At 75.6% G+C, this 14,113-nt stretch carries 8 protein-coding genes; 2 read left to right on the top strand and 6 right to left on the bottom strand.

Annotated features, from left to right (window positions below; translation table 11 throughout):
* Positions 1-29 precede the first annotated feature (29 nt).
* On the bottom strand, positions 30-1,610 hold the full coding sequence (gene guaA / locus GTY84_RS16530) for a glutamine-hydrolyzing GMP synthase (protein ID WP_161227040.1): 1,581 nt from the start codon (positions 1,608-1,610) through the stop codon (positions 30-32).
* A gap of 474 nt (positions 1,611-2,084) precedes the next feature.
* Between guaA and GTY84_RS33885 the strand changes: the two genes are divergently transcribed.
* Together GTY84_RS33885 and GTY84_RS16520 are read left to right on the top strand one after the other, a co-directional pair.
* A complete protein-coding gene (locus tag GTY84_RS33885) occupies positions 2,085-2,378 on the top strand; it encodes a chorismate mutase (RefSeq protein WP_345943464.1) in 294 nt (97 codons plus the stop codon).
* 1,121 nt (positions 2,379-3,499) lie between these two features.
* Positions 3,500-4,708, top strand: a complete 1,209-nt coding sequence (locus GTY84_RS16520; RefSeq protein ID WP_161227038.1) for a cell wall protein — start codon at positions 3,500-3,502, stop codon at positions 4,706-4,708.
* A gap of 110 nt (positions 4,709-4,818) precedes the next feature.
* Here the strand turns inward: GTY84_RS16520 and GTY84_RS16515 are convergent, their stop codons facing one another.
* The 5 genes from GTY84_RS16515 to GTY84_RS16495 all read right to left on the bottom strand — a co-directional run bounded on the left by GTY84_RS16515 (position 4,819) and on the right by GTY84_RS16495 (position 14,062).
* Complete coding sequence (locus GTY84_RS16515) at positions 4,819-6,729, bottom strand: GMC family oxidoreductase (RefSeq protein ID WP_161227037.1); 1,911 nt, start codon at positions 6,727-6,729, stop codon at positions 4,819-4,821.
* Between the two features lie 78 nt (positions 6,730-6,807).
* On the bottom strand, positions 6,808-8,472 hold the full coding sequence (locus GTY84_RS16510) for a succinic semialdehyde dehydrogenase (RefSeq protein ID WP_161227036.1): 1,665 nt from the start codon (positions 8,470-8,472) through the stop codon (positions 6,808-6,810).
* Between the two features lie 231 nt (positions 8,473-8,703).
* Positions 8,704-10,419 (bottom strand): serine/threonine-protein kinase, encoded by a 1,716-nt coding sequence (locus GTY84_RS16505; protein ID WP_161227035.1) that lies wholly within the window; start codon positions 10,417-10,419, stop codon positions 8,704-8,706.
* 81 nt (positions 10,420-10,500) lie between these two features.
* Positions 10,501-11,754, bottom strand: a complete 1,254-nt coding sequence (locus GTY84_RS16500) for a serine/threonine-protein kinase (RefSeq protein ID WP_161227034.1) — start codon at positions 11,752-11,754, stop codon at positions 10,501-10,503.
* A 436-nt stretch (positions 11,755-12,190) separates the two neighbouring features.
* Positions 12,191-14,062 carry a serine/threonine-protein kinase gene (locus GTY84_RS16495; RefSeq protein WP_161227109.1) on the bottom strand — a complete coding sequence of 624 codons (1,872 nt, stop codon included), beginning with the start codon at positions 14,060-14,062 and terminating at the stop codon, positions 12,191-12,193.
* Positions 14,063-14,113 lie beyond the last annotated feature (51 nt).

The raw sequence follows: 14,113 nt of genomic DNA, 5'->3' as shown, positions 1-14,113 counted from the left end.
CAGGGACCGCCGGGAAACCCCCGCAGGGGTTACTCCCACTCGATGGTGCCCGGCGGCTTCGAGGTCACGTCGAGGACGACCCGGTTGACGTCGGCGACCTCGTTGGTGATCCGGGTGGAGATCCGGCTCAGCACGTCGTACGGCAGCCGCGACCAGTCGGCGGTCATCGCGTCCTCGGAGGAGACCGGGCGCAGCACGATCGGGTGACCGTAGGTGCGGCCGTCGCCCTGGACGCCGACGGAGCGGACGTCGGCGAGCAGCACCACGGGGCACTGCCAGATCTCGCGGTCGAGACCGGCGGCGGTCAGCTCCTCGCGGGCGATGGCGTCGGCCTCGCGCAGCAGGTCGAGGCGGGCCTTGGTGACCTCGCCGACGATGCGGATGCCGAGGCCGGGGCCGGGGAAGGGCTGGCGCTGGACGATCTCGTCCGGCAGGCCCAGCTCCTGGCCGACCATGCGGACCTCGTCCTTGAAGAGCTGGCGCAGCGGCTCGATGAGCCGGAACTCCAGGTCCTCGGGGAGCCCGCCCACGTTGTGGTGGGACTTGATGTTGGCCGTGCCGGTGCCGCCGCCGGACTCGACCACGTCGGGGTAGAGGGTGCCCTGGACGAGGAACTCCACGGCGGGGCCCTCGTCGGCGATGATCTCGGCCTGCGCCTGCTCGAAGACGCGGATGAACTCCCGCCCGATGATCTTCCGCTTCTCCTCGGGGTCGGAGACCCCGGCCAGCGCGTTCAGGAAGCGCTCGCTGGCATCGACGACCTTGAGCTGGACGCCGGTCGCGGCGACGAAGTCCTTCTCGACCTGCTCGGTCTCGCCCTTGCGCATCAGACCGTGGTCGACGTAGACGCAGGTGAGCTGGGAGCCGATGGCCTTCTGGACGAGGGCGGCGGCGACGGCGGAGTCCACGCCGCCGGACAGACCGCAGATGGCGCGCTTGTCGCCGACCAGCTCACGGATGGCCGTGACCTGCTCCTCGATGACGTTGCCCGTGGTCCAGTCCGGGCTCAGGCCCGCGCCCCGGTACAGGAAGTGCTCCAGCACCTGCTGGCCGTGCGTGGAGTGCATCACCTCGGGGTGGTACTGGACGCCGTAGAGCCGCTTCTCGTCGTTCTCGAAGGCGGCGACCGGGACGACGTCCGTGGAACCGGTGACGGCGAAGCCCTCGGGGGCGGCGGAGCAGGCGTCACCGTGTGACATCCACACCGACTGCTCGGCGGGGGTGCCCTCGAAGAGGGTGGACGACGGCTTGGAGACGGTCAGCGCGGTGCGGCCGTACTCACGGGCGCCGGAGTTGTCGACGGTGCCGCCCAGGGCCAGCGCCATGAGCTGGAAGCCGTAGCACATGCCGAAGACGGGGACACCCGCCTCGAACAGGGCGCGGTCGACGGTCGGGGCGCCCTGCTCGTACACGGACGAGGGGCCGCCGGAGAGGATGATGGCCGCCGGGTTCTTGGCGAGCATCTCCGCGACCGGCATGGAGCTGGGCACGATCTCGCTGTAGACCCGCGCCTCGCGGACGCGACGGGCGATGAGCTGGGCGTACTGCGCGCCGAAGTCGACGACCAGAACGGTCTCGGGGGCGGCGGCAGCGGGAGTCGCTGATGACACGGGGGCCTTCCGGCGGTCGGGCTGGGGGCTTGTGCTTCCGATTCTACCGAGGCGGGCGGGCGCGGCGGCCCGGGCGCCCGGCGGACCCGCACGTCTCACGATCCGAACCGGCTTGGACACGGTGTCCTCGCGCGGCATACTGGGCCCATGCTCACGCACCAGACCTTCCTGTTTACCTATGGCAACCGGCCCACCGGCTGCCATGGTCGTGCTGCTTGAGCAACTGACAAGCGACTTCCCAGGCGCCCCGGGCCGACAAGGCCCGGGGCGCCTGTCGTCTCCGGCCGTGTCGGGTCCGGGGCACCGCCCCGAGCGAGGAGCCCCGCCATGACCGTGACCACCGAGAACCAGAACGCCACCGCCCCCGGGAACGACGGCGCGAACGCCGCCCGCGGCGGGGACGGCCCCACGACCGGCCCGGAGAACGCCTCCGGGAACGGTTCCGGGGCCGGGAGCACCGCCGCGACGCCTTCCGTGCCCGCCGGGCGGGCCGCAGCCGAGTCGACCGGCGCCCGCACCACCGAGGCCGCCGGGCTGATCAACGGCGCCCGGGAGCGCATCGACGCGCTCGACGACCGGATCATCGGCCTGATCCAGGAACGGGTGGCCGTCTCCGGCGTCATCCAGGAGGCGCGCATCACCTCGGGGGGCCGCCGGGTGAACCTCTCCCGCGAGATGGAGATCCTCGACCACTACCGGACCGCGCTGGGCAGGCCGGGCACCGCCCTCGCGATGACGCTGCTGGAGCTGAGCCGGGGGCGCATCTGAGCGCGGGGCGCGCTGGGGCGGGCCGGGGGGGGTGGTCCGGGGCGGGGCCGGGCAGCAACCCCGCCCACGCCCACGTCCGCGTCCGCGTCGGCAGCCGCAGCCGCAGCCGGACGGCGCCCTCTCCCGCACCCGGAACTCATCCCGGGCCCTTCCCCGGGCCGGGCCGGGGGCCGGACGCCGGGGCAGGCCGGGGCGGGCCGGGCGCCGGGGTGGGTGCGGGCCGGACGGCGCCCGCCCCGCGCCCCGGAGGCGTCGTAACTGAGTTCGGGCGCGCTCTCACTCGTACGGAGCGTGACCGGCACCCGACCGGTTCGTTGGTCCCGATGTCCGTGCCAGCCAGGGGCGGGCCCGAAAAGAACCACGCGTGGCTCGCTGGGGCGATGAGACGTGCGGATCGCACCGTGCGTCGTGGGACCTCGCCCCAGGAAGTGACCGGACGGCAGGGGACAGCAGCCCGGTCACCCAGGAACGGCCGGCTCCGGGGACGCCCGGGGCCGACCGTCGGGAGCGTCCCGCCCCGGACCGGACCCGGTCTCCACCGCACACCGCACACCGCGGACCGCACACCGCATCGCCGTCCCCGCTCCCCCGTCCGAGCCCCGTACACCGTGACCCGCTCGCCACGGCCGGCGCCACGGCCACGGCCCGGGGCCGGAGAACCGCGGCTCCGGAGCACCTCCGCGGAACCCGAAGACCGGCGGCGCATCCTCCCCCCAGCGCCGTCCCGGCACCGGCGCGTCCTGACGCCCCGGTGCGGCACACGAAGGGCCCCGGTGGGCACCCGTCCACTGGGGCCCTTCGCCCGCCCGGAACCGCCCCGAGCCGGCACCCCGCGCGTCCCGCGCCCCGCCCCGCGCGCCCCGCCCGACCCCGGCGCCACCCGCGCCCCCGCCCCTCCCCGGCGCAACCCCACGAGACACCCACCCCCACCCCCGCGCCCCCTTGTGACGCACGCCACATAAGAATTCTGTGAGGTGAGAACAACCAATCGCCGGGCTCGCTGATCAAACAGGCCGAACCACTGGAACAGTCCGGTCCCGGGGTCCGCCGTGTCCGAGGGCGGGACCTCCTCGGAGCCCCGTACCGCGAGGCCGCGGTACGACCGATGTCACGAGGTCCACATGAAGCTTCGCCGCGCCGCCGTCACCGTGGCGGCGATGTCCGCCATCGCCCCGCTGGCCCTCGCCTCCGCCCCGGCCGCCCTGGCCACCGGCGGGGTGTCCCCCGCGGCGACCATCCTGGCCACCGGGGACGAGACCCCCGGCACGGCCGGGGACACCGCGGCCGACGACGACACACCCCCGGCCACCGGCGAGGGCACCGCCTCCCCGAGCGAGGAGGGCGCCCCCTCCGGCGAGGACGGCGAGGACGGCACCGACAGCGGCCCGGGCGACACCGAGGGCACGGAGGACGGCACCGGCGACGACACCACCGGCGGCGAGACCGACGGCACGGACGACACCGACGGCACCGCCACCCCGGACGCCTCCACCACGCCCACCGCCACCCCGACCACTCCCGCGCCGACCACCTCGGCCCCGTCCCCGTCCGCCGAGCCCTCCGGCCCGGCGGAGTCGACCGCGCCCGCCGACCCGGAGGACCCGGAGCTCCCCGACGTCCCCTACTGCGAGGAACTGGACGAGGACTACGCGAGCGCCAAGGTGTCCGCCGACGTCAGGGGCCTGCCCGGGCGGATCGTCGCGGGCGACGGCCGGCACCCGTTCCAGCTCGTCGTGACGAACCGGTCGGCCGTCGACGTCCGGCAGGTGGCGTTCTACGCCGAGGTGGAGAACTACGAGCTGACCGAGTCCGAGTACCTCAGCCCGCACGTGACCCTGGAGTTCCGCGAGCCGGGGACGGGTGCCTGGCAGCGGATCGGCGACGACGAGTGGGCCGGTGACTACTTCCTCTTCACGGACGGGCTGAAGGCGGGCGCCACCACCACCGTCGACCTGCGGGTCTCCGTCGGCGCCGGGGCCCCCGCGGGTGACGCCTACACCTTCGGCGCCGGGGCCTACCTGGACGACGTCGAGGGCGAGTCGTGCCTCGCGGAGGGCTGGGGTCAGTACGACTTCCAGGTCCTCGCCCCGGGCTCGGGCAACCCCGACCCCGGCACCGCCCAGCCCAACGGCACCCGTCCCGGCACCGGTGCCGGGCCGACGGTGAAGCAGCCGCAGGGCGGGATCTCGGCGCTGCCCCAGGGCTCCCTCGCCGCCACCGGCACCGGCTCGGGCCTGCCGGTGATCGGCCTGGCCGGCGGACTCGCGGTGCTGGCGGGCGCGGGCGCGGTGCTCACCGCCCGCCGCCGCGGAGCCGGTGCCCTGGGCTGACCGCCCGGCACGGCCACGGAACGGGAAGGACCTGCGCTCGGAGGGGGGCGCAGGTCCTTCTGCCGTACGGGCCCGGAACGTACGGGGCGGTCCGGGGGAGGCGGCCACCGCTACTCCCTGGGCGGCACCACCGGCATCCCCAGCAACGGCAGCCGCAGCGCGCCGAACGCCCGCTCGGGCACCGCCGGGGATCTCGGGGCGACCGGGGCCAGCCGCGCGTACGGCGCGCCCTGCGCCGGGCGCGGATCGGCCTCGCCCCTGTTCGGCCAGTAGGACATCGCCCGTTCGGCCTGCGCCGTGATGGTCAGCGACGGGTTGACGCCCAGGTTCGCGGAGACCGCCGAGCCGTCGACGACCGAGATGCCGGGGTGCCCGTAGAGCCGGTGGTAGGGGTCGATGACGCCGCTCTCGCGGGAGGCGCCGATGGGGCAGCCGCCCAGGAAGTGCGCGGTGAGCGGGGTGCCCATCAGCTCTCCGACGTTGGACCCGGCGAAGCCGTTGATCTCGGCGGCGAGGGCCCGGGCGCCCTCGGTCGCGGCCCTGATCTGCTTCGGGTTGGGCGCGCCGTGGCCCTGACGGGCGGTGAGCAGCCCCTTGCCGACGCCCGACGGCTTCAGATGGGTCGTCAGGGAGTTGTCCAGGGACTGCATCACCAGGCCGATGATGGTCCGCTCGGACCACTTGCGGTTGGAGATCGAGCGCAGGACCCGCAGCGGGTGCCGGGCCGCGTTGCCCAGGAATCCCAGGACGCGGGAGGTTCCCGGGGCGTCGGGCCCGGCGTAGGGGACCTGGAGGATGGACAGCCCGCCCATCGAGTTGGAGCCCCGGCCGTAGCGGACGGGCTCGATGTGGGTGTCGGCGTCCGGGTGGACGGAGGAGGTGATGGCGACGCCCCGGGTGAAGTCGGGCCCCGCCGTCCCGCCGGTGGCCCTGCGGTAGCGGCGGTCGTCGGTCTGGGCGCCCACCAGCGCCTCGGAGTTGGTGCGGGTCAGCTCGCCGAGCCGGTCCGAGAGCCCGGGCAGCCGCCGGCTCCGCTTCATGCGGTGCAGCAGGGTCTGGGTGCCGTAGGTCCCGGCGGCGAGGACGACCCGGCGGGCGGTGAAGACCCGGCCCGCGCCCCTGCCCCCGCCCCTGCCCCCGCCTCGGCCTCGGCCTCGGCCCCGGCGCCCGCGGTCGGTGGGCAGGGTGGTGACGGCGTAGCCCCCGCGCGAGTCGTCGGTGAGGGAGACGACCGTCGTCATCGGGTGGACGGTCGCCCCGGCGCGCTCCGCGAGGTACAGGTAGTTCTCGTTGAGGGTGTTCTTCGCGCCGTGGCGGCAGCCGGTCATGCACTCGCCGCACTCGGTGCAGGCCCGGCGTTCGGGCCCGGCGCCGCCGAAGTACGGGTCGGCCACCCGCTCCCCCGGCCTCGCCCGCGCGGTGCCGTCGGCGTCCTCGCCGTCGCCGAAGAAGACGCCGACCGGTGCCATGTGGAAGGTGTCGCCGACCCCCATCCGCTGGGCGGCGGCCTTCAGGTGCACGTCGGAGGGGGTCATCGTCGGGTTGAGGCGGACCCCGAGCATCCGGCGGGCCTGGTCGTAGTACGGCGCCAGCTCCTCTCGCCAGTCGGTGATGTCCCGCCACTGGGGGTCCTCGAAGAACGGCCGGGGCGGTACGTAGAGGGTGTTCGCGTAGTTCAGGGAGCCGCCGCCGACGCCCGCGCCGGCCAGCACCATGACGTTGCCCAGCAGGTGGATGCGCTGGATGCCGAACATGCCGAGCCGCGGGGCCCACAGATAGTTCCTCAGATCCCAGGAGTTCCTCGGCAGGGTCTCCCGGGTGAAGCGGCGGCCCGCCTCCAGGACGCCGACGCGGTATCCCTTCTCGGCCAGCCGGAGGGCGGACACCGAGCCGCCGAAGCCGGAGCCCACGACCACCACGTCGTAGTCGTACGCGTGGCCGTCCCCGGGCCCGCCGATGCCGGCGGACCCCTCCGGGGCCCCTGAGGGGTCCCGGTCCCGGCCGGACTTCTCCTGCGACACGTGTTCTCCTCGGTGGACGGCGGCGGACGGCCGGCGGGGCTCCCTGCGGGAGGGGCGGACTCCCGACGGGGGCGGCGCTCAGCGGACGCGGAGCGCCTTCATCACCCGCAGGCTGCCGCTCATCAGCCGGGCGTACTGCGCGTCGTCCATCCCGAACGCCGGGGCGAGCTGCATCAGCCGCTGGTGGGCGACGGTCTGGGACTCGGTGTACTTGAGGATGCCCTCGGATCCGTGCCTGCGGCCGAGCCCGGAGTCCTTCATGCCGCCCATCGGCGACCGGACGCTGCCGTAGGCGGGCGCGTACCCCTCGTTGATGTTGACGGTGCCGGTGCGCAGCCGGGCGGCGAGCGCGTGGCCGCGCCGGGCGTCCCGGGTCCAGACCGATGAGTTCAGGCCGAACGGCGTGGCGTTGGCCCGCTCGACGGCCTCCTCCTCGTCCGTGAAGCGGTACACCGATACGACCGGCCCGAAGGTCTCCTCGGAGCAGATGGCCATGGGCTCCCGGACGCCGTCGAGGATGGTCGGCTCGTAGAAGTAGGGGCCCGCGTCGGGGCGGGCCACGCCCCCGGCGATGACCTTCGCGCCCTGTCGCACCGCGTCCTCGACGTGCCGCACGACGACCTCCAGTTGCCGGGGTCCCGCGAGCGAGCCGAGGTCGGCGCCGTAGGCGAGGGCGGAGCCCAGTCGCATGGCGCGGGTGCGGGCGGCGAAGCGCTCGACGAAGGCGTCGGCGACGGAGGCGTGGACGTAGAGCCGCTCGATGGAGATGCAGAGCTGCCCGGCCGAGGAGAAGCAGGCGCGGAGGGCGCCCATCGCGGCCTTCTCGATGTCGGCGTCCTCCAGGACCAGCATGGCGTTCTTGCCGCCGAGTTCGAGGGAGGCCCCGACGAGGCGTTCGGCGGCGCCCCGGGCGACCTCCCGCCCGGTGCGGGTGGAGCCGGTGAAGGAGACGTAGTCGGCGTGCCGGACGATCTCGGGGCCGACGACCGGGCCCTCGCCGAGCACGATCTGGAAGACCTCGGCGGGCAGTCCGGCCTCGACCAGCAGGTCGCGCGCCCACAGGGCGGTGAGGCAGGTCTCGGTGTCCGGCTTCATCACCACGGCGTTGCCCGCGGCGAACGCCGGGAGGGCGTCGCCGACCGACAGCTCCAGCGGGTAGTTCCAGGGGGCGATCTGGCCGACGACGCCGCGCGGGTGGCGCAGTTCGGTGACCTTGGTCAGCCCGGGAAGGACGCCGGTGTGGCGGCGGGGCCGCAGGTGGGCGGGGGCGCGCAGGCCGTAGTACCGGGCCTCCAGCGCCACCGCCAGGACCTCTTCGGCGGCATGCGTGCGGGCCTTGCCGGTCTCCAGCTGGACGAGGTCGAGCACCTCGGCCTGGCGTTCGAGGAGCAGGTCGTGGAAGCGGAGCAGGACGGCGGCGCGCCGCCGCACCGGTGTCCGGGCCCAGGCGCCCTGCGCGGCGCGGGCCCGCGCGAAGGCCGCGGCCACGTCGCCGGGGGCCGACTCCGGCAGGTCGGCCAGCTTCTCCCCGGTGTACGGGGTGTGGTTGGCGGTGCGGCCGGAGCCGAGGACGTCCTTGGTGAGCCGGGCGACCAGGGCGGGCGTCACCACGTCGGCGGCGGTGCGGGCGCCCGCAGGGGCGGGGGCGAGGGGGTTGGTCCCGGCCGGTGCCGCGCCGGTGGCGGCGGTGCCGGTGCCGGGGATGTCCGTGCCGGGGATCTCCTGTGCCTGCGCGTCCGTCATGAGCCGCAGGGTATGCCGGACGGAGGGCTTTGTGTACCCGTGGGTAATGCGATTCACGGGACCCGCGCACCCCGCCAGTGTTCGCCGGCGAGGAAGCCGCCGATCAGCGCGTCGCCCGCCGGAGGGGACGGGACCGGCGGCGGGCGGCCGGGTCCCGCGGCGGGCTCCGGCCCGGCGCCGGAGCGTCCCGGAGGAGGCCGGAACGGATCGGGCGCGGCCGGAAACGGCCGCTCAGGGCTTCGTGATCTCCCAGTTGTCGATCACCGTGCGGGCGATGCTCCGGCCCTCGTCCGCGAAGTACCCCTTGCCGGGGTAGTCGATCGCGACCTGGTACATGTCGCCGTTGCCCGCCCGGTAGTACACCACCCGCAGCTCCCGCTGCCGGGGTTCGCGCATGTCCGTGGTCGTGTACGAGACGGTGTTCTCGGCCGCCTTGCGGTCGTCGAGGGTGCGCTCCTTCGGCTCGCCCCGCGGCGCGGGCTCGTCCGCCATGTTCCGGGAGTACTCGCCGTCCTTGAACATGTCCCACTCCGCCCACGCCTTGGCGATGGCGGTGCCGGGGATCTTGTCGTCCTCGTCGTCGGCCTTGACGTCCCGGTCGACGACGACGGTCACCATGCCGCTGGGGTCGGTGAAGACCTCGGTGGTGCCGTCCCAGTCCTCCTCGTGCTCCAGCTTGGTGAACACCCCGGGCACGGCGAGGGCCATCCCCGTCCGGCCCCCGAGGTCGTGCCGCTTCCACCCGTCGGGCAGCGGTCCCGCCCACGGGTCGGCGAGCAGGAGGTACCCGGCCACCGCCGCCGCGACGACCGCCGCGCCCACCGCCGGCCACGTCCCGCGGCCGGGCCGGAAGCCCCGGCGGGCCGGGGCCGGCGGCGGCACCGGGGCCGGCCGGGTCGTCGAGGTGTCCGGAGGGTTCGCGGCGGCTTCCAGCAGGGCGCGGGTCCGGGCGGCGTCGGGACGGCGGGCGGGGTCCTTCTCCAGCAGTCCGGTGATGACCTCGGCCAGCGGCCCCTGCGCGGAGGCGGGCGGCGCGGGCACGGCGTTGAGCACCGACTGGAGCGTGGCGGGCGTGTTGCTGCGGCGGAACGGCGAGACGCCCTCGGTGGCCGCGTAGAGCACCACGCCCAGCGACCAGAGGTCGCTCGCCGGGCCGGGCCGCTGGCCGAGCACCCGCTCGGGGGCGATGTACTCGGGCGAGCCGACGAAGCCGCCGGTGTCGGTGAGGTTGGTCTCGCCCTCCGTCAGGGCTATGCCGAAGTCGGTGAGGACGACCCGGTCGTAGCGGCCGAGCATCACGTTGTCCGGCTTGACGTCCCGGTGCAGGATGCCCGCGGCGTGCGCGGCCTCCAGCGCGCCGAGCACCTCCAGGCCGATCCGGGCCGCCTCCCGCGCGCTCAGCGTGCCCTCCTGGAGGGCGTCGCCCAGCGACCGGCCGCGCACCAGCTCCATCACGATCCACGGCCGGCCGTCGACCACGGTCACGTCGTGCACGTCGACCACGGACGGGTGGTCGAGGCGGGCGGCGGCGCGGGCCTCGCGGCGCATCCGCTCGAAGGCGTTGGCCCGCTCCCGCTCCGGGAGGTGGTCGGGGACGCGCGGTTCCTTGACGGCGACCTCGCGGTCCACGGTCTCGTCGTGCGCGCGCCAGACGGTGCCCATGCCGCCGTGGCCCAGCTTGGAGACCAGCCGGTAGCGCCCGCCGATCAGCCGCCCGGCGCCGGGCTCCGCCGGTGCGGACGGGGACCGCCCCGCACCGTCCGGCGCGGGGGGCGCGGAGCCCCCGGGGGCGGGGGAAGCGGGCACCCGCTGGGACACGGGTGCGACCTGGGTGGGTGCCGCGTAGGGGTTGCCGGGGTGCGGCACCGCGGCGGGAGGGCCGGGCGGCCGCAGCTCGAAGCTCGTCGGCTGGTCAGGCCCGCTGCGGGCTCCCCCGTTGTCGCTCATGCCCCCATCCATATCCTGTCCGCCGCGTCCGCTTCCACAGCGGGTGCGCGGTGGTCACAGACCCGTGACGCGAACCGCCGGTTATCTGCCGTTCGGTCCGGTTGCGGACGACCCGGTCGCCGAGGCCCCGGAGGCGGAGGGCCACGCGGTGAGGTCCCCGGCGGCGGGGTCCACCGGGACGGAACCGGGAACGGAACCGGGGGCAGAGGCTCCGGCGGACCCCGCGGCGGCCGTCCCGGCCGTGCCCGGCGACGCGGACGGCACGGACGACGCCGACGACGCCGACGACGCGGACGACGCGGACGACGCGGACGGTCCCGCGGGGGGCGGTGTCGCGGAGGCCGAGCGGACCGGGGCACCGCCGCCGCCGTCCCCGTCCGCGAGCAGCGCCGCCGCGAAGAGGCCGGCCCCGGCCGCGCCGACCAGCAGCAGCACCGCCGTCAGCAGGCCCCGGCGGGAGTACCGGCCGCGCCGCTCCCCGTCCCGCTCGGGGGTGCGGCCGGTGTCGAGGAAGGCCCTCAGCAGCCGCTCGGCCTCCTCGGCGTCCAGCCGCAGCCCGGGGTCCCGCTCCAGGAGCCCCCGGACGACGGGCAGGATCGGCGCGACCTGGGCGGGCGGACGGATCTCCTCCGAGACGACGGCGTGCAGCACCCCGCCCAGCGAGTCGCGGTGGAACGGCGAGGTGCCGCTCAGCACCGCGCAGAGCAGCACGCCCACCGACCACAGGTCGGAGGCGGGCCCGGTGCCGGCGCCCGACATCCGCTCCGGCGCGGTGTACTCGGGCGAGCCGACGAAGGAGCCGCTCTCGGTGAGCGTGGTGGAGCCCGCGACCTGGGCTACGCCGAAGTCGGTGAGCACCACCCGGCCGTCGTCGGCGACCAGGACGTTGGACGGCTTCACGTCCCGGTGCAGGATGCCGGCGGCGTGCGCGGTGCGCAGGGCGCCGAGCAGGGCGATGCCGATGCGGGCGGCCTCGGGGGCGTCGACCGGGCCCCGGCTGTGGACGCGGTCGGCGAGGGAGCCGCCGTCGATCAGTTCCATGACCATGTACGGGCGTTCGTCGTCCTCGACCACGTCGTGCACGACGATGACGTGCGGATGGCTGAGCCGCGCCACGGCCCGTGCCTCGCGCAGGGTGCGTTCGCGGCGCCGTCCCGCCTCGGCCGCGGAGAGGGTGTCGTCCAGGGGCAGGGCCTTGACGGCGACCTGCCGGACGAGCAGTTGGTCGGTGGCCCGCCACACGATGCCCATTCCGCCGCGGCCGAGCCTCTCCCCGAGCCGGTAACGGCCCGCGATGACAAGCCCGTCGGGCCCCTCGGTCACCATGTGTCCCATGATGCCCCACCTGGCGCTCCGTCTCCGGAAGGCCATGCCAGGGGTGGCCGACAACCGACGGGGGTTGTTCGCATCACGGCCGGGGGTCCGGGGACGCCGGGAAGCGCCCGGCACCGGGCCGTACCGCGCGGGCCCCGGGCGGTACGGCGGGCGGAACGGCGCACCTGACGAAGCGACGGGCACATCAGTGCGACGGGCCCGGGGAGGGCGGACCGGGGGACTGAGGGGGCGGCGGACCGGGGGACGGCGGACACCGCCGGACCGGCCGGGGCGGGCACCGGCCGGCCGGGCAGCACCCGGGCGGGCGTGGGCGGCGCGCGGCCGGGGCTCGGGGGACGCGAGGGCCCGGACCGCCCGGTGCGACGCGCACGCGACAACCTCACGCGGCCACCCCACGGGGCCGCGCGGGCCGGACGGGGGCAAAGGCCCCCGGCGCTCAGGCGGGCCGCCCCTCCTGCCAGCTCTGCAGCACCGTGCGGAACTGCTCGCGCGCCTCCGCCCAGTCCTCGGCGGGCGCCGACAGGTACAGGGCGTACTCGACGCCGTCCCGGGACATGTACATCTCCTCGATGGCGCGCCTGGGCCCGGGGAAGGGCGTGTCCTTCGCCAGCGCGGTCCACGCGTACTCCCAGCGGGAGCTGTCGCGGTCGCGGTAGGTGGTGCGCTCCAGGTCCAGCCGCCGGTAGTCCACCAGTCGCTGGAGCTGCTGTTCGAGGTCGAGCTGATGGGCGTACGGGTCGTTGAAGTCGGGCGAGGTGTCGACGGCTATGCGCAGGAAGTGCTCACCGCCGTCGGGGCTGTAGTCGATCTGCCGGAGATCGCCCTGGTCGTCGAACGCCCGGCGCTCCCAGCCCGCGGGCAGCGAGAGGCCGAAACCCAGCGGGTCGTCGTGGCGGACCCACCCGGCGGGCACCGTGCCGCCGTCGGCGGTGGCGGCCGGGGCCGAGGGGTCGGCGGGGCCCTGGGAACCGGCGGGGGTGGTGGGGGCCGGGGAACCGGCCGGGGTGGTGGTGTCGGCGGGGGCGGACGGGGAGGTGCCGTCGGCCCGCCGGGTCCCGGCGCCGTCCCGTTCCCGCCACACCACGGCGGCGGCGCCCGCGAGCAGCACGACGACGGCGACGGCCAGGGCGAGGGTGCGCAGCCGCCTCCCCCGGGAGCGCACGGAGGTGGCGGGGCCGGGCGGCGGCACGAGCGCGGTGGGGCGGGTCGCCGAGGGGTCCGCCCCGGCGGGTCCGCCGGCGCCCGGAAGGACCACCGGCCCGGCGGGAGGTCCGCCCGGCTGCCCGGCGGGGTACCCGCCGGACCCGACGGCCGGGAATCCGCCCGCGTACCCGCCGGGGTGTGCGGCCGGATGACCGGTGGGCCCGCCGGGGTGACCGGCCGGGTGACCGTGTTCGGCCGGGTGACCGGCCCGGTGACCGGTGGGCCCGCCGGTCCCGTCGGGCCGGTACCCCGAGTAGCGCGTCGCCACGTACGCCTGCGCCGCGTTCGGCCGCCGCCCTTCCGCCGCCTCCGCGAGCATCTGCTCGGCCTCGGTCGCGTCGGGGCGCTGGGCGGGGTCCTTGGCCAGCAGGGCGCTGATGACGGGGGCGAGCGGACCGGCTCGGAGCGGCTCGGCGGCCTCCTCCTCCACGACCGCCTGCATCGTGGACAGCGGCGAGGTGCGCCGGAACGGCGACCTGCCCTCCACCGCGGTGTACAACGTCGCGCCGAGTGCCCACAGGTCGGAGGCGGGGCCCGGGTCGTGGCCGCGCACCCGCTCGGGGGCCAGGTAGTCGACGGAGCCGACGACCTCACCGGTGCGGGTGATGGTGGAGTCGCCCTCGATCTGCGCGATGCCGAAGTCGGTGAGCAGGACCCGGCCGTCGTCGGCGAGCAGCACGTTGCCGGGCTTGACGTCGCGGTGCAGCACCCCGGCGGTGTGGGCGGCGCGCAGGGCCCGCAGCACCCAGAGCCCGACGCGGGCCGCCTCGGTCGGCACGACGCGCTCCTCGTCGCGGACCGCGTCGGCCAGCGAGCGGCCCTCGACCAGTTCCATCACGATCCAGGGACGGCCGTCGTGCTCGAACACGTCGTGCACGGTGACGACGGCCGAGTGGTTGATCCGCGCCGCCGCCCGGGCCTCGCCCCGGGTGCGCGCCAGCAGGACGCTCCGGTCGCCGTCGGAGGCGTAGAGGGCGGCCGTCAACTCCTTGATGGCCACGGCCCGGTGCAGCACCTCGTCGTGGGCGCGCCACACCCGGCCCATGCCGCCGCTGCCGATGGCCTCGTCGAGCCGGTAGCGGCCCGCGACGACCCGGCCCTGCATCTGATTCACGTTGCCCCGCAATGCTGTTGTCAGGGGCCAGACTAGGCACCG

It is taken from the genome of Streptomyces sp. SID8352, assembly GCF_009862265.1.
GTDB lineage: Bacteria > Actinomycetota > Actinomycetes > Streptomycetales > Streptomycetaceae > Streptomyces.
Note: the sequence above shows the minus strand (reverse complement) of the source record. Positions and strands in the feature narration are given on the sequence as shown.